Source organism: Ruegeria sp. ABM4_193, from assembly GCF_056158705.1.
On record NZ_JBSWTT010000001.1, the window covers coordinates 379,020 to 401,722 of the forward strand.

Genomic DNA, 22,703 nt, shown 5'->3' on the forward strand with positions numbered 1-22,703 from the left:
TTGGGTTCGACACTCCTCAGGCGATTGGGCCGATCTTTACAGTCCCCATTCGGCAGGTGCAATCAGAGCAGCAAAGCGACGCAAAGGAAGATCAGCGGAATCAAGCCGGTGTCGCGGTTGACCCGGAACAATTGCAGCAGCTTGGCATTGTCTTCCAGATCCAGACCGCGCAACTGCCACGCCATGTGCCAACCCATGGCCCAAGGTCCGCTAAGTGCAACAACAAGCGCCAGAATCGAAGCATCCGGCACGCCCGCATCGATGATGGCCAGCCCCATCAGCGATACCGTTGCCACCAGAAAGTACTTCAGCCACTTCGCCGTATCTTTGCCGAACAAGCGCGCCGTGGATTTGATGCCGACCAATTCGTCATCTTCGGCGTCCTGATGGGCGTAGATCGTATCGTAGAACAGGGTCCATGCGATGCCCGCCAGGTAAAGCGTGATGGCAGGCCAGCCTACAGAGCCGCTATGCGCGGCCCAAGCCAATAGCGCGCCCCAGTTGAAGGCCAGTCCAAGGAACACCTGCGGCCACCACGTGAATCGTTTCGCGTAGGGGTAGATTGTCACCGGCAGCAGGGACAGAACGCCCATGGCAATCGCTGCCTGATTGAAGCTGAGCAGGATGCCCAGCGCCAGCAGGCATTGCAGGATCATCCACACCGCAGCCTGTCGGACGCTGACCTGTCCCGAAGGGATAGGGCGTGAACGTGTGCGTTCAACCTGCCCGTCGAAGTCCCGATCCGTGATGTCGTTCCAGGTGCACCCGGCTCCTCGCATCAGAAACGCGCCCAGCGCGCAGCCAATGGCAATCCACAGATCTTCCCAACGGGGCTGGCCATCATGCAGAATGGCCAAGGCCAAGCCCCACCAACATGGAATCAGCAACAGCCACGTTCCAATGGGCCGGTCCGCGCGGCTGAGGCGCAGATAAGGGCGGGCAAAAGCCGGTGCATAAGTGTCGACCCAATTGCCGGTTACGGCATCGGCGACTTGACCGTCTGGTGTTGGGGCATTGCCTTGCATATGTAAGGTCTCATGAGTGCGAAGATCAGACTGTATGTAGAGCAGCCCTTGGGTCAGGGGCAATCGGTTCCTTTGACGCGCGACCAGGCGCATTACCTGTTTGGCGTGATGCGCCTGCCGGTTGGCGGGTTTGTAGCCCTGTTCAACAGCCGGGATGGCGAATGGTTGGCCAAAGTGACAGAAGCGGGCAAGCGGGGTGGAGTATTGACCTGCCTTGAACAGACCAAACCTTTGCAATTACCGCCCGATCTGTGGTTCCTGTTTGCGCCGATCAAAAAGGCTCGCACCGATTTCATCGTCGAAAAAGCGGCCGAAATGGGCGCAGCCCGCATCCTGCCTGTGCAGACCGAATTCACCAATTCCGAACGCATCCGTCAGGACCGCTTGCAGGCCCATGCGGTCGAGGCTGCAGAACAGTGTGGCGGCACATTCGTGCCCGAAGTCACCGACCTGCAGCGGCTGGATCGTGTCTTGGACAGTTGGCCCGAAGACCGTCAGCTGATGTTCTGCAACGAGGCCGCGGTTGGCTCGGCCCTGCGATTGGCCGCTAATGAAAAAGGACGGCCTTGGGCGATTCTGATCGGCCCGGAAGGCGGTTTTTCCGACAAAGAACGCGCCCGACTGACGGCATTACCGTATGCGCATGTGGTCAGTCTGGGCCCGCGTATCCTGCGGGCGGATACGGCAGCTGTGGCGGCGTTGACGATGTGGCAACAGGCGCTGGGGGATTGGGCGTGATTCGAGAGGCGGTTTCGTCGGATGCTCCTGCGCTCGAGGCGTTCCTGGCAAACTACCCGGACAGCTCAATGTTTCTGCGTAGCAATCTGGCGGCACACGGAGTGGGATTGAACGCATATGACCATTCCAGTCGCTACTTCATTTGGGGTAAGGATCGAATTCAGGGCGTCTTTGGGTTGAGCAAAAAGGGCTACCTAATGGTTCAATTGCCAGATCGTGCGACTGAAGCGGCAGAGAGTTTTGCTCGGATGATCGAAGGCGAAACGGTTTTTGGTATGACCGGTGATGCGCTTCAGGTCGAGTTAACTTTAAAAGCTCTGGATATGGCGCAGGCCAAGTACCGTTTGCACCATGATGAACCGTTGTACCGACGAGATCTGAAGGACTTGCCCGAAGCACTGATCCCGTGTCGCGGCATGCAAGGTTCGGATCGGACTTGGCTGCGATCTTGGTTCGCGGATTACATTGAAGATACAGGGCAGGCCGTTGGTAAAGAGGCACGCGAACTTGCTGCTGAGCGTGTCGATGCGGAACTGACCGCAGATAGGGCGATTGTTCTATTGGAAGATGCGTCTCCTGTTGCAATGGCGGCCGTGAATGCCAAGATTCACGACCAGATACAGGTGGGAGGCGTTTTCGTGCCGCGCGAAAACAGGAATCGTGGTCTGGGTCGCCGGGTCACGACCGCATTGATGCAAAAAGCAAAATCCGAAGGTGCGACGTCGGCTATCCTGTTCGCGAACAATTCGCCTGCAGCTCGTGCTTATGAGGCGATTGGGTTCCGGCAAGTCGGTTGGTACCGTGTAGCGCTTCTGCAGAAACCGCAAAAGGTAGTGCCATGAGTTTCATCCGACCCGAAGCAAAATTGGCGCTGTGGCGCTGGCGCGAAGTTTTGGTTGCTGTCTTCGTTCTAATTCTCGGCCTCAGCTGGGTCAGCGGGCCGGGTGGGCTGTTGGCATGGTTGGGCTGGTTCCTAATCTTGGTGTCTGTGGCACTGGCGGTCATTGGCATACAGCGCGCCCGGTTCAGAACCGGCGCAGGCGGGCAGGGTGTGGTGACCGTGGACGAAGGTCAGATCACCTATCTGGGCCCCTTGGATGGCGGCATCGTGGCGACGCGCGAAATTGAACGGCTTGCGCTCGACCCGACCTCAAGCCCGGCGCATTGGGTTTTGGATCAGTCGGGACAGCCGGCGCTTCACATTCCTGTGAATGCAGAAGGGGCAGAGGCTTTGTTTGATGTGTTCTCTAGCCTGCCTGGGTTGAAAACCGAACAGATGCTGTCGGAACTCAACGGTAAATCACGACATCCCGTCGTCATCTGGGAACGCACCCCATCGCGCCCGGCACATTTGCGGTTGCATTGACACTGGCGTCATTTACGACCACGACTGACCTTCAAGACAGACACATCAGGATCGGAGCACGGTTCATGTCCATCCCTCAGTCCGGCGGCGGTCCGATCGAACGCCATGAGCAACTGGCCGAATATCTGGAATCAGGCTGCAAACCCAAAGAAGACTGGCGCATCGGCACCGAGCACGAAAAGTTCGGCTATTGCAAAGACACGCTGAAGCCGCTGCCGTTTGAAGGCAAACGCTCGATTGTGGCCGTGCTGGAAGGTCTGCGGGATCGCCATGGCTGGGGCGAAGTGCGCGAAGGCGACAAGTTGATCGGTCTTGAAAAAGACGGTGCAAATGTCAGCCTGGAACCGGGTGGCGCGCTGGAGCTTTCCGGTGCCCCGCTTGAGACGATCCACGAGACCTGCGATGAGGTAAACACCCACCTGCGTGAGGTGAAGGACATCGCGGACGAGATCGGCGTTGGTTTCATCGGTCTGGGCGCGGCCCCGATATGGACCCACGAGGAAATGCCGTTGATGCCGAAAGGGCGTTATCGGCTGATGAATGACTATATGGAAAAGGTCGGCACCATGGGCCGCGCCATGATGCGGCGCACTTGCACGGTTCAGGTCAATATCGACTTTGGGTCCGAGGCCGACATGGTGCAGAAACTGCGCGTTGCGCTGGCGCTTCAGCCAGTGGCGACTGCCTTGTTTGCCAATTCGCCCTTTTTTGAAGGCAAGCCCAATGGTCAGAAAAGCTGGCGCAGCCATATCTGGCGGCATCTGGACGATGCGCGGACGGGCATGCTGCCCTTTGTATTCGAAGACGGCTTCGGGTTCGAACGTTACGTGCAATATGCGCTCGATGTGCCGATGTATTTTGTCTATCGCGACGGCCAGTATATCAACGCGCTGGGCATGTCGTTCCGCGACTTCCTAAAGGGGGAACTGCCTGCATTGCCGGGTGAGACACCGACCCTCAGCGATTGGGCCGATCACCTGACCACGGCCTTCCCTGAAGCGCGGATCAAGAAATACATGGAGATGCGCGGGGCAGATGGTGGCCCGTGGCGTCGCCTGTGTGCGCTGCCCGCCTTCTGGGTTGGTTTGACTTACGATCGGGGCGCGCTGGATGCGGCGTGGGATCTGGTTAAGGGCTGGGATGCGGAAACGCGCGAGGAACTGCGGGTACAAGCTGCGGTCAATGGCCTTCAGGCGCAGGTCGGTGACATCAAAATGCACGACCTGGCGCGTGAGGTTGTTGCGATCTCTGAGGCCGGGTTGAAAGCCCGCGCACGCCCCGGTGCAGGGGGGCTGGTCCCGGATGAGACACATTTCCTGAATGCGCTCAAGGAAAGCATCGACACCGGCAAGGTTCCGGCAGATGAGTTGCTGGATCACTACAATGGCGACTGGAATGGCGACCTGACCCGGATTTTCCCGGAATACAGCTATTGATCCGCACCGTCCCGCTTGCATTCGCGGGGCGGGGCCGATAGCAGGTTCTCGACCAAATTCAGAGGGCCGTCATGGACGATCTTAAGGCAAAATATCTGGGCCAAATCGCCGAAGCAGGCGACGAAAACGCGCTTGAAGCGATCCGCGTCGCTGCCGTGGGCAAAAAAGGCGAGGTTGCGCTGAAGATGCGCGAGCTGGGCAAGATGACGCCCGAGGAACGTCAGGTCGCAGGCCCCGCGCTGAACGCCCTGAAGGATGAGATCAACTCGGCTCTGTCCGCCAAAAAGGCCGCGCTGGCCGATGCCGCGCTGGATGAACGTCTGCGCACCGAATGGCTGGACGTCACCCTGCCGACCCGCGCCCGCCGTCAGGGCTCGATCCACCCGATCAGCCAGGCGACCGAGGAACTGACCGCGATCTTTGCCGAACTGGGCTTCTCGGTGGCCGAAGGGCCGCGGATTGAAACCGACTGGTACAATTTCGACGCCCTGAACATTCCCGGCCATCACCCCGCGCGGGCGGAGATGGACACGTTCTACATGCACCGTGCCGAGGGCGATAACCGCCCGCCGCATGTGCTGCGCACCCATACGTCTCCGGTGCAGATCCGGTCGATGGAGAAACAGGGCGCGCCGATCCGCGTGATCTGTCCGGGCGGTGTGTACCGCGCCGATTATGACCAGACCCACACACCGATGTTCCATCAGGTCGAGGGGCTGGCGATTGATAAAGACATCTCAATGGCGAACCTGAAATGGGTTCTGGAAGAGTTCGTGAAGGCCTTCTTCGAGGTCGACGATGTTGAACTGCGCTTCCGCGCCTCGCACTTCCCTTTCACCGAGCCGTCGGCCGAGGTCGATATCCGCTGTTCCTGGGACAACGGTCAGCTGAAGATCGGCGAGGGTGACGACTGGATGGAGATTCTGGGCTCCGGCATGGTCCACCCCAAGGTGATCGCTGCTGGTGGGATTGATCCAGAGGTTTATCAAGGCTTTGCGTTTGGCATTGGGATCGACCGTTTGGCGATGCTGAAATACGGGATTCCGGATTTGCGCGCGTTCTTTGATTCCGACCTGCGCTGGTTGCGCCACTATGGGTTTGCAGCGCTGGATATGCCGAATCTGCATGGTGGTTTGTCTCGGTGAAATATGAGATTTCCCAAGAAAAATTGATTCTTGAGGTGATCGAAAGAGAAGATGATGGGGAAGGTGTTGGAACAGACTTCCCTGAGTTTCTATCGCAATTTGGTATTGAAAGCGGTGAAAAAGAAGAAGCTGCTGCTATGTGGGAGGGCTTCTGCTACCATATTAGGCAACTCGAGCAGCGTGGTTTTATCAAAGTCTTGCCCATTGGAGACACAGCCCTTTGCTTAGAGTTGTTGCCACTTGGGCATGAGCGGCTTGAGTTTCATAGAAAAAAACGCTTGGTACCTGACGGTTCTTCGGGCCTTGCCCAGATGGATGGACATGGCCATGACGTCGCTGGTTTTCCCGATTGTAGCTGCGATACTTACGGTGATCGTTATGCAATATTTCTGTCTGGCAAATTAGATTATTAATTTGTGCAATCCAATAAAATGAAACAATTGCGCGGGGCAAAGGCCGATAGGCCGCCGCGCTATCGCCAGACCGCCCGCACGGGCTGGCGATTTGTCTCCGCCAGCGCAACGCTCGAACAGCGCGCGGATTTGGCCTCCATAAACTGCCCACCACTAATCAAGGATCGCCATCCCGCGGTCTGGCGACACCACTGCTTGTTACAGGTTCCCACGGGTTTGTGACGTGACTTGGCGCTCTGGCTGGCTAGGGTCAGGCGCATGATCTATCGACTGCTTTGCCTTCTGTTGCTGACCGCCTCACCCGCCTTCGCCATGGGGCCTTGGAACACCGACTGTCACGGCGACACGGCCTGTGAGGTCGGCGACCGCTCGTATCATGTGTTGGAGCCTGAGGGCTGGGACGGCGAAACGCCTCTGCCCGTGTTGCTGCATTTCCACGGCTGGGCGCGGCAGGGAACCGTTGTCGTGAACCATGAGCGCATTGCCGGGGCGACCAAGCTGCGGGGCGTGTTACTAGTGGCCCCGAACGGGCTGGGCAAAAGCTGGGATTTCTGGACCTCGGGCACCGACGATGTGCCTTTTGCCGACCGGGTGCTGGAAGATGTGGCCAAGCGCTATCCGATTGACCCTGACCGCATCTATGTCTCGGGCTATTCCTTTGGTGGCGCGATGGCGTGGCGCTATGTGTGCCAGTCGGGCAATGACGTTGCCGCCTTGCTGGCCGTTGCGGGCAGCATTCGCCAGACAGAAAACTGCCCCGAAGGCCCGCGCGAGGCGCGCCATGTCCACGGCCTCAGCGATACGGTGATGGATTTTCCCTATGGCGCGAATGGTGACACGACCTATCCGGTGGCCCTGTGGCGGGAAAAGTACAACTGTAACGGAGCGACCCCGCGCGGCGATTGGAGCGTGGTGCCGATCCTGACGCTCAGCCGGGTGGAATGGACAGATTGCGCGCAGGGGCAGGTGGTACTGGACACCCACCCAGGCGGGCATTTCATCCCGCATGGCTGGATCGGGCGGCAATTGGACGAGCTTTTGGGCCGCACCCCCACCTATCCATGACGCACAGCGCTTGCACCTTGGTCCATTCTTTGCCATTGCCTGTGCCGACTGGATATCTGCCAAAAAAGGCCCCGTGCAATGAAATTCACTCTGTCCTGGCTGAAAGACCACCTCGACACTGACGCTTCGGTTGATGAGATCGCCGAGGCGCTGACCGACCTTGGCCTGGAGGTCGAAGAGATCGTGAACCCGGCGGACCGGTTGGCAGGCTTTAAGCTGGGCCATGTCAAACATGCCGAGAAACACCCGGACGCTGACAAGCTGCGGGTCTGCACGGTTGCGACGGACGAGGGTGATCTGCAGATCATCTGCGGGGCCCCGAACGCGCGTGAAGGCATCACCGTCGTGGTTTGCAAGCCGGGCATGTACATCCCCGGTCTGGATATCACCATCAGCGTCGGCAAGATCCGGGGCGTCGAAAGCTTTGGCATGATGGCGTCCGAGCGCGAGCTGGAGCTGTCGGAGGAGCATGACGGCATCATCGAGCTGCCTACCGGTGAAGTTGGCGACAAATTTGTCGACTGGCTGGCCGAGAACGATCCGTCGAAGGTCGATCCGATGATCGAGATTGCGATTACGCCGAACCGGCCCGATGCGCTGGGCGTTGAGGGGATCGCGCGTGATCTGGCCGCGCGCGGTATCGGCACGTTGAAACAGCGTGACTATGCGCCGGTTCCCGGGGATTTCGAGTGCCCGATCAAGGTGAGCATTGACGAAGACACTTTGGACGGCGCGCCGCATTTCACCGGGCGTCTGATCCGCGGCGTCAAGAACGGCCCCAGCCCGCAGTGGCTGCAGGATCAGCTGAAGGCTATTGGCCTGCGTCCGATCTCGGCCTTGGTGGACATTACCAACTATATGACCTTCGACCACAACCGCCCGCTGCACGTGTTTGATGCGGATAAAGTGCAGGGCAACCTGCGGGTGCATCGCGCCAAAGGTGGCGAGACGCTGGTGGCGCTGGATGAGAAAGAATATACTCTGCAGCCAGGCATGATGGTGATTTCGGACGACAAAGGCCCGGAATCGATTGCCGGGATCATGGGGGGCGAGGAAACAGGCTGCACCGAAGAGACGGTTAATGTCTTCCTCGAAAGCGCGTTTTGGGATCATGTGCAGATTGCCCTTACGGGTCGCGCGCTCAAGATCAATTCGGACGCGCGGTACCGGTTCGAGCGCGGTGTTGATCCAGATTACACCCGTGAAGGGTTGGAACACGCAACCCAGATGATCCTGGATATCTGCGGCGGCGAAGCCTCCAACGTGGTCGAAGCGGGCAAGGCCCCGAACCACGGGCGGGCTTACAAGTTGGACGCGGCGCGGGTGCAGTCTCTGGTCGGAATGGACATTCCGGAAAGCGAACAGCGTCAGACCCTGACCCGCCTGGGTTTCCGCCTTGAAGGTGAGATGGCTCATGTGCCCAGCTGGCGACCCGATATTATGGGTGAGGCCGATCTGGTGGAAGAGGTCGCGCGGATTGCGTCCCTGACCAAGTTGCAGGGCAAGCCGCTGCCGCGCGTGACCGATGGTATCCCCAAGGCGGTGATGACACCGACGCAGCGCCGTCAGTCCATGGCGCGTCGCACCTGCGCTGCGCTGGGCTATAATGAATGTGTGTCCTACACCTTCATTGATCAGGCGTCTGCGGCGTTGTTCGGCGGAGGTGATGAGGCGACCCAACTGGAAAACCCGATCTCGTCCGAGATGAGCCACATGCGACCCGACTTGCTGCCCGGCCTGTTACAAGCGGCGGCGCGTAATCAGGCGCGAGGCTTTGCGGACGTCGCTTTGTTCGAGGTTGGCCCGGTGTTCCATGACGGAGAGCCCGGCGATCAGAAAACCCAGATCACCGGCTTGCTGGTCGGTCGTGACGGACCGAAGGATGTACACGGGGCCGCGCGAGCAGTGGATGTGTTTGACGCCAAGGCAGATGCTGAAGCTGTACTGGCTGCCATTGGTGCACCGGCGAAGGTGCAGATCCTTCGTGACGGGGACGCCTGGTGGCATCCAGGACGTCATGGCAAGATTTGCCTGGGTCCGAAAAAGGTACTGGGCGTGTTCGGCGAACTACATCCGCGTGTCTTGCAGGCGATGGACATCAAGGGTCCGGCGATGGCGTTTACCATCTGGCCGGACGAGGTGCCTCTGCCCCGCAAATCCGGTGCCACCCGTGCCGCTTTGGAGCTGCGAGATCTTCAGGCGGTCGAACGTGATTTTGCCTTTGTCGTCGATGAAGGCGTCGAGGCGTTGACGCTGGTGAATGCAGCGGCTGGTGCTGACAAGGCGCTGATCGAGGATGTACGCGTCTTTGATGAATTCATCGGCGGCAGCCTGGGTGAAGGTAAGAAATCTCTGGCCATCACCGTTCGCCTGCAGCCGACGGACACGACGCTGAAGGAAAAAGACATCGAAGCGGTGGCCGACAAGATCATCTCGAAAGTTACCAAGGCGACCGGCGGCGTCCTGCGCGGGTAACACAGGATCGCCTTCGGCGAGAGTATTTTTGAAAAGATGAAGGGGCGGTGGCGCCCTTTCTGTATTTGCGGAGGACTGAATATGCTGAACGTTTACCTCTCGGGCGAAATTCACACCGACTGGCGGGAACAGATAATTGAGGGTGCGCAAGGGTTGGACGTGACATTCAACAGCCCTGTGACCGATCATGCTGCCAGCGATGATTGCGGTGTCGCCATTCTAGGGGCCGAGCCGAACAAATATTGGCACGACCATAAGGGCGCGATGGTCAACGCGATCCGCACGCGCAAGGGGATTGCGGATGCGGACGTCGTGGTTGTTCGGTTTGGAGACAAGTACAAACAGTGGAACGCAGCCTTTGACGCAGGTTATGCTGCGGCACTTGGCAAGTCGATCATTGTTCTGCACGGCCCGGATCATCAGCATGCGTTGAAAGAAGTCGACGCGGCCGCGCTTGCCGTGGCTGAAGAGCCTGCTCAGGTGGTGGAAATTCTGCGCTATGTGCTGACAGGCGCGCTGCACGGCTGAGACATGCAAAAAGGGTGCCGCGACAGGCACCCTTCCAAAAATTTGATCGTTTAGCCGCGCGCAGGTATGCCCTTGCCGCGCTGAACCGCCGGACGTTGCATGAAACGGTCGACATAGGCGACGGCATTGGCGTAGTCGTCCCAGCCGACAACGTCTTTCGTGCCGTAGAAATCCAACGCATTCAGCCATGGCGCAAGGGCAATGTCAGCGATTGAATAGTCGCCTGCGATCCAATCTTGCCCTTCGAGCTGGGTGTTGACCACGTTCAACAGGCGTTTCGCCTCGTTGATATAGCGTTCGCGCGGGCGGGGGTCTTCGATCTCGCTGCCCGCAAATTTGTGGAAAAAGCCCAGCTGGCCGAACATCGGACCGACCCCGCCCATCTGAAACATCAGCCACTGGGTGATGCGGTGTTTGTCGGCAGCGCTTTCACCCAATAACTTGCCCGACTTCTCTGCAAGGTACAGTAGGATGGCGCCGCTTTCGAACAGGGCAAGCGGTTCACCATCAGGCCCGTTGGGATCGATGATAGCAGGGATTTTGTTGTTCGGATTTAGCGATAGAAACTCGGGGCTTTTGACATCCGCATCCGCGAGCGTCACCAGATGAGCCTCGTAAGGCAGGCCGGTTTCCTCAAGCATGATCGAAGCTTTGACGCCGTTTGGGGTTGGATAGGAGTACAGTTGGATATTGTCCGGGGATTGGGCAGGCCAGCGGGCCATGATCGGATGAGGTTTGTTGTCCAGCATTGGGGGCTCCTGATTGGATATCTCGTCAAAGCTAGGGATCAAATTGCGATCATGTAAGCCCTTTGCCCTGTGCATTTCCGGTCAGGCCGTGTTTTTTGACGAACAACGGGGAAATCCGGCGAAACTCGCACCTAGACCGAAACGCAATCTTAGCTCACAATCCGGTGACCCCCGCGAAAACCTCGCGGGTTTCTTGCTGTTGAAAGGAGATGCGCGTGGATGAGGTCGTAACACAGGTGGGCGCATACGCCCCGCTGATCATGAATGCGGTCAAGGCGCTTGTCGTTCTGATCCTGGGCTGGATTGTAGCCGGCGCAATCGGTGGCATGGTGCGCCGCCGGATCAACTCGACGCCACATATCGATCCCACACTCGGGAACTTTATGGCGAGCCTTGTCAAATGGGCCATACTGGCCATGGTTCTGGTTGCCGTTCTTGGCATCTTTGGGATTGAAGCCACAAGCATCGTTGCCATACTGGGTGCCGCTTCGCTGGCCATCGGTCTGGCGCTGCAAGGCACGCTCAGCGATTTGGCTGCCGGTGTCATGCTGGTCGTCTTCCGACCCTACAAACTGGGTCAGTATGTGGATATTGGCGGCACAGCAGGAACCGTGAAGGATTTGAACCTGTTCACCACCGAACTGGTAACCCCTGACAACGTTCAGATCATCGTCCCGAACGGTCAGTCCTGGGGATCGATCATCACCAACTTTTCGGCACATGACACGCGTCGCGTCGATCTGGTGTTCGGTATTGATTATGGTGACAGTGCGGACAAGGCGATGCAGATCATCTTGGACGTGGCCAAAGCGGACGACCGCATTCACAGCGATCCCGAGCCCTGGGTCAAGGTCACCAATCTTGGGGACAGTTCAGTGGACCTGACGGCGCGGCTCTGGTGTGATGCGGCGGATTATTGGGATGCCAAATTCGAACTGACCAAGGCTGTGAAAGAAGCCTTTGACGACAAGGGTATCTCGATCCCTTACCCACACGCAGTGGAAATTCAGAAACAGGGGTGACGGCTCTTGCCTGTCGATCGGGCATGGAAAATGCCCACCTACTGTGGGGCTGGGCACCGCGCGAAAGCGCGGTGCTTTTTTTGTTTGTAAACTGCGGTTCAGAACCATCTTTGCTTATGATTTGACGACCACGTTGGGCGAAACCACGTCAATACCCAGGGCTTTGCCGACGGCATAGTAAGTCAGCTGCCCTGCATGAACGTTCAGACCTTCCAGAAGGTGCGGATCGTCCTGACATGCCTGTTTCCAGCCTTTGTCTGCCAGAGACAGCATGAAGGGCATCGTGGCGTTGCCCAATGCGATGGTCGAAGTACGCGCCACAGCACCGGGCATGTTTGCCACGCAGTAATGCATGATGCCATCGACGTCGTAGATCGGGTCGGCATGGGTGGTGGCTTTCGAAGTCTCGAAGCACCCGCCCTGATCGATGGCGACATCAACCAGAACTGCGCCCGGCTTCATCGTCGACAATTGAGCGCGCGATACAAGTTTCGGAGCCGCAGCGCCAGGGATCAGTACGGCACCGATCACCATATCGGCATCGCGGATCAGCTCGGCCGTGGCGCCCGCCGTCGAATATTGGTTCTTGAATGTCCCACCAAAGACGTCATCCAAATAACGCAGGCGTGGCAAAGAGCGATCCAGAACGGTGACGTCTGCGCCCATGCCAGCGGCGATCTTTGCTGCGTGCGTACCCACGACGCCGCCACCGATCACGACGACTTTGGCCGGGCCCACGCCGGGAACGCCGCCCATCAGAACACCGCGTCCACCATTTGCCTTTTGCAGGGTCCACGAGCCGACCTGAGGCGCCAGACGACCCGCGACTTCGGACATCGGCGCCAGCAGCGGAAGACCGCCATTGGCATCGGTTACGGTTTCATAGGCGATTGCTGTACAGCCCGATTCCAGCAAGTCATGGGTTTGCTCTGGGTCGGGTGCCAGATGCAGGTATGTGAACAGCAACTGACCTTCACGCAGCATCTTGCGTTCGACAGCTTGCGGTTCCTTGACCTTAACGATCATGTCAGCGGTGGCGAACACTTCTTCTGCGGTGTCGATGATACGTGCGCCTGCTGCAACATAGGCGTCATTGTCAAAACCAGCGCCAATGCCTGCGCCGGTTTCGATCAGTACTTCGTGGCCGCGGGCAACCGCTTCCTGAGCGGCGTTGGGTGTCATGCCGACGCGGAATTCCTGAGGTTTGATTTCCTTGGGGCAACCGATTTTCATGGAGGTCTCCGTTCATAAACTGCTTAAATTATGTGCAGTTCGGCGTGCAATTTCTGTGAAAGAAAACGTGCCGTGGGAATTTTCTTTGGAAGAATCTCCTGTATAAGGTGTAAATCCCGCAAAGGAATTGCACGAATGGCCTTAGATACGACTGATAGAAAGATTCTGGCGGCCCTCCAGAAAAACGGCCGGATGTCGAATTCGGAGCTGTCCGAGCAGGTCAACCTGTCGCCGTCTGCCTGCCATCGGCGTGTTCAGCGTCTCGAAGTCGAGGGGTTCATCCGCAACTATGTGGCGTTGCTGGATGCGCGCAAGATGAACGTGCCTACAACCGTCTTTGTCGAGATTACCTTGCAAGGACAGGCCGAAGAGGTTTTGGATTCTTTTGAAAAGGCAGTGGCGCGTATTCCCGACGTATTGGAGTGCCACCTGATGGCGGGAACGGCGGATTATATCCTGAAAGTGGTGGCCGAAAACACCGAGGATTTTGCGCGCATTCACCGGCAATATCTGTCGCGATTGCCCGGGGTGGCGCAGATGCAAAGCTCGTTTGCTTTGCGCACAGTGTTCAAGACCACCGCTCTGCCAGTCTGACTTTCAGGCGGGGCCGGGATAGGTGAACAGCAGCAGGTGCACAAGGTTGAACCCGAAATGCATTGCAACGGGCACCCAAAGCCGCTGTGTTGCGTAATACCCCAAGCCACAGGCCAACCCGAGAATTGAGGCAAAGACCACCAGGGCCGGTCCGCCACCAAAGTGAATCAACCCGAACAGCAGACTGGCCGCAATCACGCCTCCTACCGCACCAAGACGTGAGGTGATGGCGGATTGCAGGTAGCCACGAAAGAAGGCTTCTTCCGTCAGGCAGGTCAAAAACAAGTTGGACAGGACAAAGACCAGCCACCACGGTGGGATCGAAAATTCTGGCTGTATCGCGCCGACAACAAGACCCAATAGAAACAGCCCCGGCAAAAGCAGCAGCCCAGCTGCCAGCGGGCCGAATTTGGTCTGAATGGCGCTTTGAAGCATTCCGGGCCAGGCCAAAAGAACAGCAAAGAAGACCATCGGTTTGTCCAGATTCAAGTGCATTGTGAACCCTGTGCTGGCGGCACCGGCCTGCACCTGATCCAACACTTTCAGGTTCTGAAATCCGGGCAGAAGATGCGCACCCATGGCCAGACACCACAGGATCAAAAGCGCGTGTCCTGCGACCGCAAGCCGCCCTTTGAGGTGCGGCAGCAAGGCGGCTCCGGCCAGCCCACCGACCACAGCCGCAATAGCCAGAAGTGACATCAGCCCCGTTGCTGAGGCAATGCTTGTAAACAGAACCAGCAGTGACAGCGCGACCGCCCAGTGCCCCACAAGCGCAGTTACCTGCGCGGCGATCAGAATCAACCAAGGCCAAATCGCCGGTAATAGAGAAAGAAAGAACGTCACGCGCTTTGCATCCTGTAAGTCCAGACAGTCTTGCCGCACAAAATCGAGGCAATGCAAGCATTCAGCACGCTGCGCGTTCCTGTGTTCTGCCTTGCGTCAATTCTGACGCTTGTAACCTCTGGTTTGGGCGTTCACATTTGGGGGAAAGACCATATGCCCGCGCCGACTGGATTTTCGGAGATTTTGGCAGCATTGGGCGTCGTCGCCTTACATCAATTTATCTGATGACATCAGGCGGTTACACGGGCCCGATATGGTTCGAACCCGATAACAAAAAAGGAGCTAACCTTGGCTTACGAAAACAACGGTGGACCCAAAGATTGGCTTGAGGCCGAATTGGAAGACACGTTGGACGAAGATTTTGAGATCGAGTTCAGCGAACCGATGCTGTCGATGGAAGTGCGGAAGATCTATCGGGAACAACATCCGGATATGCTGGATCGCAAGGTCTATTTCCGCAACCTGCTGCGCCTGCAAGCTGAGCTGATCAAAGTGCAGGATTGGGTTCAGCACACCGGCGCCAAGGTCTGTATTCTGTTCGAAGGTCGCGACAGCGCGGGCAAGGGGGGCGTGATCAAGCGGATCACCCAGCGCTTGAATCCACGTGTCGCGCGTGTGGTCGCCCTGCCCGCGCCCAGTCGTCGCGAGCAGAGCCAGTGGTATTTCCAGCGTTATGTGCCGCATTTGCCTGCGGCCGGCGAGATCGTGTTGTTCGACCGGTCATGGTACAACCGCGCAGGTGTCGAACGGGTGATGGGTTTTGCGTCCGAGGATCAGGTTGAACAGTTTTTTCAGGACGTTCCCGAATTCGAACGGATGTTGGTGCGATCAGGGATTATTCTGCTGAAATACTGGTTCTCGATCACGGATGAAGAACAGCAATTGCGATTCCTCATGCGGATTCACGACCCGATGAAACAGTGGAAGCTGTCACCGATGGATCTGGAATCCCGCATCCGTTGGGAATCTTATACCAAGGCGAAAGAGGATATGCTCTTCCGGACTAACATTCCCGAAGCCCCTTGGTACATTGTCGAAGGCAATGACAAAAAGCGCGAGCGGTTGAACTGCATCGAGCATCTTTTGACCAAAGTTCCATACACGGATGTGCCACAGGAAAAAGTCAATCTGCCTGACCGCCGATATAACCCGGAATATGAGCGTCGCGTTTTGCCGGATGAATTGTACGTGCCAAAGATCTACTGATGGCGCCATGCGGGGCGAGCCAGCCGCCCCGCACCTCAGCTGCTATCAGGCTGCTTCGATCATGCAGCCCGTGCCCCAGAAATTGAACACATAGATGTCTGCGTCATCTGCCCCGTCCGAGCCGGCATAGTCGTCAACGGGGGCTTCGACCGGGTCCATGTCATCGACCTCAACAATGTCCATGTCGTCGGTGTCTGTATCCTGCATGTCATCCTCGGCCATATCCGACGGCGTCATGTCGTCTGTCTCCCAGTGGAACTGATCAATCTGCGCCAGAACGTTATCCAGGAAAGCCTCCAGTTCGGCCAGGAAGGCTGCCACGTCGAAACATCCGTCAGGTTCTTCACCGACCGGTGTCTCGGGGGTTGGCTCGGCCACGTCGGTGTCAGGCGTTTCAGCATCAGGCTCCTCAGGCTCGGCCACGTCGGTGTCAGGCGTTTCAGCATCAGGCTCCTCAGGCTCAACCACATCAGTGTCGGGCGTTTCAGCATCCGGGTCCTCAGGCTCGGCCACATCGGTGTCGGGCGTCTCGGTATCCGGATCCTCGGGTTCGGCCACATCTGTGTCGGGCGTCTCGGCGTCCGGGTCTTGGGGGTCCGCCACATCGTCCACAGGTGGAACCGGAGCGTTCCCGTTGTCCAGCATCACAGCGCTGTCAGTGGCCGCGAAATTCTGAGTGACCATCACCGCGTCGAATCCTTGCATGTCACCGGTTTTAATGCCGATGCCAATATATTCGAAATCAGGGTTCAGGATGTTTGCACGGTGTCCCGGGCTGTTCATCAGGTTTTCGTGCAACTGCGCGACGTCATCGCTGATGCCGGGCTCGCCGCGTTCTGATTGCCAGGCGATATTCTCGCCAGTGCGCCAGCTGCCGGACAGATCAAAACCTGCATCCTGCATACGCTGTGTCGCGCTGGAGCCGCCCTGGCCTGTATGGCTGAATGTGTCGGTGTCCAACATCCAGCTGCTGTGATCTTCGGATGAGTCGTTCAGCTGTGTTTCCAGTTGCAGCGGGGTAAGCCCGCGTGATGTGCGCTCGGCGTTGATCAGCGCCAGCATTTCTTGCTCGATTTGACTTGCAGTCGACATGGTAGCCTCCGTTTGTAAGTGTCGTCCGGTTGGACGTCGCCAGTTACAAGCGGCTTGCTGAGGTCAGATAGAGGCGCAGAAATATTAGGCGAATTCTGGCGGGGCAATGCTACCAGAGCGGGATTCGCTGCGCTGCAAAACGCCGGGCAAAATGTTGCTGGTGGGGAAATGGCGGCTTGTCGCACACCCTGAAGCGCGAGTCGGCGGAATAAAACCCACCCTTGAAACGACAAACCCCCGGGCGGGGCCTCGGGGGTCGTCAAATAGTGTCATCCAAAGCTGGATGAGGAAAGTCTTAGAGCAGACCTTCGCGCTGGGCTTTCTTGCGTGCCAGTTTACGGGCACGACGAATCGCTTCAGCTTTCTCACGCGCTTTTTTCTCGGACGGTTTCTCGAAATGTTGCTTGAGCTTCATTTCACGGAACACGCCTTCGCGCTGCAGCTTTTTCTTCAGGGCACGAAGCGCCTGATCGACGTTATTGTCGCGAACACTAACCTGCATGTGGTTGTCACCACCTTTCTAGATATAGTTGCAAGGAAATTGCAGGAGTTGGCCGTATAGCAAAGCCGCCCTAACTTGTCTAGTACTGGGCCCGACAACCGGAGAACCGCCATGACGACCACATATGAAGATGCAAAACAGCAGCTTTTGGATGCGATGCTGATCCATGTTCCCTTCGACGGCTGGTCGGAAACCAGTTTTCGCGCCTCTATTTCCGATTGTGATCTGGATGATGGTCTGGCCCGTGCGATCTGTCCGCGCGGGGCGGTTGATCTTGCGCTGGCCTATCACGCGCGCGGGGATCAGGCGATGCTGGATCGCATCAAATCCGAAGATCTGAGCGAGTTGAAATTCCGCGACAAGATTGCAGCTGCGGTTCGGTTCCGGTTGCAGGCGGTCGAAGACAAAGAGTTGGTGCGCCGTGGCATGACCCTGTTTTCCCTGCCGACCCATGCGGCGGATGGGGCCAAGGCGGTCTGGCAAACCTGCGATCTGATCTGGGATGCGCTGGGCGACACGTCGGACGATGTGAATTGGTACACCAAACGGGCCACTCTGTCGGGGGTTTACTCGTCGACGTTGCTGTTTTGGCTGGGCGATGACAGCCCCGACCAACAGCGCACGTGGGAATTCCTGGACCGCCGGATCGCAAATGTCATGGAGTTTGAAAAGCTCAAGGCGCAGGTACGCGACAATCCGGTGTTGAAACCGTTTCTGGCGGTTCCGAACTGGCTGGCCGGGCAGGTGAAAGCGCCCATGAGAATGCGGGCCGATCTTCCGGGCGTGTTGAACCCTCGAAAGTAGGGCATCTTGGCGCTAGGCCCCGGCCCGTATGCCTGCTAGGCATTGCGCAAAGGAGGTGCCTATGACCCAGATGATGCGCGCTGTTGAGATCACCAAACCGGGTGGTCCTGATGTTTTGCAACTGACCGAACGACCGATCCCGGAACCGGGTAACGGACAGGTTGTACTGAAAGTCGCCTATGCCGGTGTGAACCGTCCTGATGCGTTGCAGCGGGCAGGGGCCTATGATCCGCCTCCAGGTGCCAGCGACCTGCCGGGGCTTGAGGCGTCGGGCGAAGTGGTCTCGGTCGGTGCGGGGGTCGAGGGGTTGTCAGTCGGCGACAAGGTTTGTGCGTTGTTGCCGGGTGGGGGCTATGCCGAATACGTCGCCACGGCTGCTGCGCATTGCCTACCGGTCCCGGCGGGGATGGGAATGAAAGAAGCCGCTTGCCTGCCGGAAACCTTTTTCACCGTCTGGTCCAACGTGTTCACACGTGGCGGTCTGAAAGCGGGTGAGCGGTTTCTGGTCCATGGCGGCTCCAGCGGGATCGGAACAACCGCAATCCAACTGGCCAATGCTTTTGGTGCACGTGTCTTTGCGACCGCTGGGTCCGATGAGAAATGTGAGGCTTGCGTCAAGCTGGGTGCGGAAAAGGCAATCAACTATCGCGATGAAGATTTTGTGGCCACCATGCGGGCCGAGGGCGGGGCGAACCTGATCCTTGATATGGTGGGTGGGGATTACATCCCACGCAACGTCAAAGCGTTGGCCGAGGATGGACGTCTGGTACAGATCGCGTTCCTGCAAGGTCCGAAGGTCGAGCTGAACTTTGCGATGATGATGGTCAAACGTTTGACCCTGACTGGCAGTACCCTGCGCCCGCAGAGCGATTTGGCCAAGGCACAAATTGCGCAGGATCTGCGCGAAGCCGTTTGGCCTCTGCTCGACGCTGGCAAAGTTGCCCCAGTTATGGACAGTGAATTTGAACTGGCCGAGGCGGCGGCAGCCCATGCGCGCATGGAAAGCTCTGGCCATATCGGCAAGATCGTCCTCAAGGTTGCGGACTAAGTGTCAAATGCGCGGGCTTGTCCCGCGCCTTCACGCAACCGCGCGGCGGTATAGATGCCATGTGGCGTGGCCCAGAACGGGTACTACCACGATCAGACCCAACAGCATCGGCAAGGCGCCCAGAAAAAGCAGCGCCGCTACGATGAAGCCCCATGTCAGGATGACGCCGGGGTTCTCACGCAAGACACGAAACGATGTCACAACCGCCACCGGCAGCCCCACCTTGCGGTCCAGCAGCAATGGAAAGCTGACAACGCTGACTGCCAATGCGCACAGGGCGAACACAAAACCAACAGCGGTTCCCGCAACAATCATAGTCCATCCCGCAGAAGTGGTGAGAACCTGTGTGGCAAATGCACCAAGGGACGCGGGTATTTCAGGGCCCATTGTATAAGTATGAATGGCTTGTGCGACCATCAGCCAGACCAAAAGCAGCATGACCAGGTAGAACCCAAGTACCAGAATTGCACCGAAGGACGGTGATCTGAAGACACCGAACGCATCCAACCAATGCACTGCGCTGCCCTGTTCGCGCTTGCGGCTAATCTCGTAAAGCCCGACGGCGGCGACTGGTCCGATCAAGGCAAAGCCGGCGACAAGCGGAGCCAGAAGCGGCACCAGATTCATGTTCAAAGCAAAGCCGAACATCAAAAGCCCTGCGATCGGGTAGATCAACACAATGAACACGGCATCCGCCCGTGTTTCGAGAAAGTCGTCATAGCCCGCGCGCAGACAGGCGCGCAGGTCTTGCAGCGTCAAGGTTTGCACCATTGGCAGCTCTTTGGTGTCCGCGCTGCCCAGGCGCGAGACGCTTTCAGTGACATGATCACCTGCCGCCCCGAGATTTCGGGCGGTCCAGCTGATCGGGTTTCCGATTGTTTTGGCCATTTTCCTCCCCTTCCCTGGCGAAAACTGCGCCGCGGGGCGGATCCGGCATCACGTTGCCCGTGGCCGGACCAGCCGGCAACGCCTGATTGCAGTATAGCACAGTTTTGCGAAATCCAGATCAATAGTCCGGCATCGCACGGATTGCCCTGCGTCGAAGTCATGTTAGCTTGAGGGCAGGCAAGAGGAGGTCAGGATGCAGAATACAGCAAAAACAGTTATGATTCATGAGTTTGGCGGCCCCGACGTTCTGCAGATCGAAGAGAGACCGCTCGGTGACCCCGGACCGGGGGAAATCCGAATTCGTCACGAAGCCTGTGGTCTAAATTTTATCGATGTATATCAACGGACTGGCTTGTACCCTCTGGATATTCCGCACGCGCTGGGCATGGAGGCCGCAGGTGTTGTCGAGGCTGTTGGCGAAGGGGTAACGCATCTGGCACCGGGAGAGCGGGCTGCATATGCTGCGGCACCGTCGGGGGCCTATTGCGAGGCCCGTGTGATGCCAGCAGCGCAGGTTTGCCCCTTGCCAGATGACATTACATTTCAGACTGCTGCGGCGATGATGCTTAAAGGATTAACGGTGGAATACCTGTTTCATCGAACGACTCCGTTGAAACGCGGCGATACTGTCCTGTTCCATGCCGCCGCTGGTGGTGTCGGACTGATCGCCTGCCAATGGGCAAAATCCGAGGGGATCACATTGATCGGCACGGCTGGAAGTGATGAAAAATGCAGCCTTGCCCGCTTCAACGGGGCTGCGCATTGCATCAACTACCGGACCGAGAATTTCGCCGAGCGCGTGGCCGAGATCACCAAAGGGCAGGGTGTGGATGTGGTGATGGATTCCGTTGGGGCGGACACGTTCGAGGGATCTTTGGATTCCCTCAAGCCGCTGGGCATGATGATTTCTTTCGGAAATGCTTCGGGCCCGGTGCCACCCTTCAATATCGGTGTTCTGGGTCAAAAGGGTTCACTTAAGATCACCCGGCCCACGCTGTTCACGCATATCTCGGATCATGCGGTGTGTCAGGCAATGGCCCGACGACTATTTGGCAAAGTTGAAGGCGGTGAGGTCAAGATCCATGTGGATCAACGCTTTGCGCTTGATCAGGTCGCTGATGCGCATCGCGCGCTTGAGGCGCGGCAAACAACCGGCAGCACAATTTTGGATGTGTGAGACGCGACCCGGCTGAAAAAGCCGGGTCATAAGTTTTCAGACAACAGTTATCAAAAACGATACGTCGCCCGGATCTGCAATGTGGTTGCGTCGACATCCACACCAGTTGCGTTGAAATTGTCGAATTCGTGGTACAGCAGTTCCCCACCGATGCTCACATTGGGTGCCACGATCTGCTCATAGCCCGCGCCGATGAACCAGCCGTCATCGCTGCCGAGGGTGTCTGTCCCGGCTTCGGCATACCCGACCGTGCCGTACAGAAGACCTTGTGGGTTAACTTTGTACCCTGCGCGCGCTTTCAGGCGCCATACGTCTTCGACGGTAGCGGCTCCGGCCAGATCCACATCGGTCCAGTCGTAATCAAAGCCGCCGCCAACAACCCAGGTTCCCAGATCATAGTCGTAACCCAGTACAATACCACCGATTGCGCCGTCTCCGTCGACGCCAGATACGTTGGTGTCCACGTCGATGTAACCCAACTGCAGACCACCGTAGAAGCCGGTCCAATTGCCCGAAGATTGCGCCAGCGCTGATCCGGCCGTCAGTGTCGCGGCTGTTGCGATGAGAGCCAATTTCAAAGTCATCTCATTTCCTTTCGTTCGAAACTCTGCACGAGCGAGCCTCTGCTCACCTATGCAAACCGATACGATCCAGCTTGGTCACCGGATCATTGATTTCTACGTATTCCAGCCCGAAATCCGGCGCTTGAAGATACAGGCAAGCGCCTGTGCCCTGTTCAGCCGGGCACTTAGTATACTGAAAAGATAGGAAAGGATCTGAGGTCTTCAAACGACATGCGGCGACGGAACGCTCCGCCGCCGACACGCCTGACATTTTCAGCGGATTATTGCGCTTGCAGCTCCGCAGGGGTCTTGTCAGCGATGGTTTCCCAATTTGCGCTGGCGCTTTCGATGAAGCCCGGGATGTCGCCTTCCCAACGTTCCTGGATATCTTGCGAAAGGTTCAGGTACAGCTTGTTGTCAACGATTTTCCAGTGGTTCGGGTCGCCGTCGAACTTGAAGCCCATGGCCGCGCCAAATGCACAGTAGCCACCGTATGCGGGCAGGTATGCTTCGGGGTTGGCTTCAAAAGCGGCTTTGTTTTCTTCCGACGAGAAACGGTACAGCGCTTCATCATGCAGCGTGGTGATGCGGTAATCGCCCTTGGTTGCTTCACCGGCGGTGAAGTAGGCAACCGGGTCATAGCCCTGCATCGCCAGGCCGGTCGAGCTTGCGTTGATTTCCACGCCTGCAGCCAAAGTCGAAGTTGCCAGCGCGACGGACAGAGCGACGCCGCCGATCAGAGATTTAAAAGTGTTCATTGCTTCACCTTTCGTGAAAGGAGCCTTGTCTTG

24 protein-coding genes are annotated in these 22,703 nt (G+C 57.8%); 15 read left to right on the top strand and 9 right to left on the bottom strand.

Annotation, left to right across the window (positions count from 1 at the left end):
* Positions 1-62 precede the first annotated feature (62 nt).
* A complete protein-coding gene (gene ubiA, locus ACXADZ_RS01815; RefSeq protein ID WP_171183810.1) occupies positions 63-1,025 on the bottom strand; it encodes a 4-hydroxybenzoate octaprenyltransferase in 963 nt (320 codons plus the stop codon).
* Positions 1,026-1,037: 12 nt separating this feature from the next.
* Between ubiA and ACXADZ_RS01820 the strand changes: the two genes are divergently transcribed.
* The 9 genes from ACXADZ_RS01820 (at position 1,038) to ACXADZ_RS01860 (ending at position 10,191) form a co-directional block, all read left to right on the top strand.
* Positions 1,038-1,763, top strand: a complete 726-nt coding sequence (locus tag ACXADZ_RS01820) for a 16S rRNA (uracil(1498)-N(3))-methyltransferase (RefSeq protein WP_475192289.1) — start codon at positions 1,038-1,040, stop codon at positions 1,761-1,763.
* 68 nt (positions 1,764-1,831) lie between these two features.
* Positions 1,832-2,605, top strand: coding sequence for a GNAT family N-acetyltransferase (locus ACXADZ_RS01825; RefSeq protein WP_475192290.1), 774 nt, complete (start codon positions 1,832-1,834; stop codon positions 2,603-2,605).
* Complete coding sequence (locus tag ACXADZ_RS01830; RefSeq protein ID WP_171669043.1) at positions 2,602-3,129, top strand: hypothetical protein; 528 nt, start codon at positions 2,602-2,604, stop codon at positions 3,127-3,129. Before ACXADZ_RS01825 ends, ACXADZ_RS01830 begins: the two co-directional genes overlap by 4 nt.
* Before the next feature lie 65 nt (positions 3,130-3,194).
* Positions 3,195-4,565, top strand: a complete 1,371-nt coding sequence (locus ACXADZ_RS01835; RefSeq protein WP_475192292.1) for a glutamate--cysteine ligase — start codon at positions 3,195-3,197, stop codon at positions 4,563-4,565.
* 71 nt (positions 4,566-4,636) lie between these two features.
* Positions 4,637-5,710, top strand: a complete 1,074-nt coding sequence (gene pheS / locus ACXADZ_RS01840; RefSeq protein ID WP_171179000.1) for a phenylalanine--tRNA ligase subunit alpha — start codon at positions 4,637-4,639, stop codon at positions 5,708-5,710.
* Positions 5,707-6,123: a hypothetical protein gene (locus ACXADZ_RS01845; protein ID WP_475192294.1), complete on the top strand. Its 417-nt coding sequence runs from the start codon at positions 5,707-5,709 to the stop codon at positions 6,121-6,123. Before pheS ends, ACXADZ_RS01845 begins: the two co-directional genes overlap by 4 nt.
* A gap of 258 nt (positions 6,124-6,381) precedes the next feature.
* A complete protein-coding gene (locus ACXADZ_RS01850; protein ID WP_171183824.1) occupies positions 6,382-7,188 on the top strand; it encodes a CE1 family esterase in 807 nt (268 codons plus the stop codon).
* Positions 7,189-7,266: 78 nt separating this feature from the next.
* Entirely contained in the window at positions 7,267-9,663 is a 2,397-nt protein-coding gene (pheT, locus tag ACXADZ_RS01855; RefSeq protein WP_475192296.1) for a phenylalanine--tRNA ligase subunit beta, read from the top strand.
* A gap of 81 nt (positions 9,664-9,744) precedes the next feature.
* A complete protein-coding gene (locus ACXADZ_RS01860) occupies positions 9,745-10,191 on the top strand; it encodes a YtoQ family protein (protein ID WP_171093828.1) in 447 nt (148 codons plus the stop codon).
* A 50-nt stretch (positions 10,192-10,241) separates the two neighbouring features.
* Here the strand turns inward: ACXADZ_RS01860 and ACXADZ_RS01865 are convergent, their stop codons facing one another.
* Positions 10,242-10,940 (bottom strand): glutathione S-transferase family protein, encoded by a 699-nt coding sequence (locus tag ACXADZ_RS01865; protein WP_475192298.1) that lies wholly within the window; start codon positions 10,938-10,940, stop codon positions 10,242-10,244.
* Between the two features lie 209 nt (positions 10,941-11,149).
* On the opposite strand from ACXADZ_RS01865, the gene ACXADZ_RS01870 reads away from it, so the two are divergent.
* Positions 11,150-11,962, top strand: coding sequence for a mechanosensitive ion channel family protein (locus tag ACXADZ_RS01870; RefSeq protein WP_216600425.1), 813 nt, complete (start codon positions 11,150-11,152; stop codon positions 11,960-11,962).
* 114 nt (positions 11,963-12,076) lie between these two features.
* On the opposite strand, the gene ald is transcribed toward ACXADZ_RS01870, so the two are convergent.
* Positions 12,077-13,195, bottom strand: a complete 1,119-nt coding sequence (gene ald / locus ACXADZ_RS01875; protein ID WP_171093821.1) for an alanine dehydrogenase — start codon at positions 13,193-13,195, stop codon at positions 12,077-12,079.
* A 135-nt stretch (positions 13,196-13,330) separates the two neighbouring features.
* Between ald and ACXADZ_RS01880 the strand changes: the two genes are divergently transcribed.
* Positions 13,331-13,789: an Lrp/AsnC family transcriptional regulator gene (locus ACXADZ_RS01880; protein ID WP_171093819.1), complete on the top strand. Its 459-nt coding sequence runs from the start codon at positions 13,331-13,333 to the stop codon at positions 13,787-13,789.
* A 3-nt stretch (positions 13,790-13,792) separates the two neighbouring features.
* On the opposite strand, the gene ACXADZ_RS01885 is transcribed toward ACXADZ_RS01880, so the two are convergent.
* A complete protein-coding gene (locus ACXADZ_RS01885) occupies positions 13,793-14,632 on the bottom strand; it encodes a lysostaphin resistance A-like protein (protein WP_475192302.1) in 840 nt (279 codons plus the stop codon).
* A 288-nt stretch (positions 14,633-14,920) separates the two neighbouring features.
* Between ACXADZ_RS01885 and ppk2 the strand changes: the two genes are divergently transcribed.
* Complete coding sequence (gene ppk2, locus ACXADZ_RS01890; RefSeq protein WP_171183836.1) at positions 14,921-15,838, top strand: polyphosphate kinase 2; 918 nt, start codon at positions 14,921-14,923, stop codon at positions 15,836-15,838.
* Between the two features lie 45 nt (positions 15,839-15,883).
* Here ppk2 and ACXADZ_RS01895 read toward each other — a convergent pair whose 3' ends face one another.
* On the bottom strand, positions 15,884-16,930 hold the full coding sequence (locus ACXADZ_RS01895; RefSeq protein ID WP_475192304.1) for a CAP domain-containing protein: 1,047 nt from the start codon (positions 16,928-16,930) through the stop codon (positions 15,884-15,886).
* 295 nt (positions 16,931-17,225) lie between these two features.
* Positions 17,226-17,432 (bottom strand): 30S ribosomal protein S21, encoded by a 207-nt coding sequence (gene rpsU, locus ACXADZ_RS01900; RefSeq protein WP_005614280.1) that lies wholly within the window; start codon positions 17,430-17,432, stop codon positions 17,226-17,228.
* Between the two features lie 111 nt (positions 17,433-17,543).
* Between rpsU and ACXADZ_RS01905 the strand changes: the two genes are divergently transcribed.
* Both ACXADZ_RS01905 and ACXADZ_RS01910 read left to right on the top strand, forming a co-directional pair.
* Entirely contained in the window at positions 17,544-18,236 is a 693-nt protein-coding gene (locus ACXADZ_RS01905; RefSeq protein WP_475192306.1) for a COQ9 family protein, read from the top strand.
* A 61-nt stretch (positions 18,237-18,297) separates the two neighbouring features.
* A complete protein-coding gene (locus ACXADZ_RS01910; protein WP_475192307.1) occupies positions 18,298-19,284 on the top strand; it encodes an NAD(P)H-quinone oxidoreductase in 987 nt (328 codons plus the stop codon).
* A gap of 30 nt (positions 19,285-19,314) precedes the next feature.
* Here the strand turns inward: ACXADZ_RS01910 and ACXADZ_RS01915 are convergent, their stop codons facing one another.
* A complete protein-coding gene (locus ACXADZ_RS01915) occupies positions 19,315-20,172 on the bottom strand; it encodes a DUF2189 domain-containing protein (RefSeq protein WP_475192309.1) in 858 nt (285 codons plus the stop codon).
* Between the two features lie 193 nt (positions 20,173-20,365).
* Between ACXADZ_RS01915 and ACXADZ_RS01920 the strand changes: the two genes are divergently transcribed.
* Positions 20,366-21,349, top strand: coding sequence for a quinone oxidoreductase family protein (locus ACXADZ_RS01920; protein WP_475192311.1), 984 nt, complete (start codon positions 20,366-20,368; stop codon positions 21,347-21,349).
* 50 nt (positions 21,350-21,399) lie between these two features.
* Here the strand turns inward: ACXADZ_RS01920 and ACXADZ_RS01925 are convergent, their stop codons facing one another.
* Positions 21,400-21,933 (bottom strand): outer membrane protein, encoded by a 534-nt coding sequence (locus ACXADZ_RS01925; protein WP_171093803.1) that lies wholly within the window; start codon positions 21,931-21,933, stop codon positions 21,400-21,402.
* A gap of 260 nt (positions 21,934-22,193) precedes the next feature.
* Complete coding sequence (locus ACXADZ_RS01930) at positions 22,194-22,670, bottom strand: YHS domain-containing (seleno)protein (protein WP_171093801.1); 477 nt, start codon at positions 22,668-22,670, stop codon at positions 22,194-22,196.
* Positions 22,671-22,703: the final 33 nt, after the last annotated feature.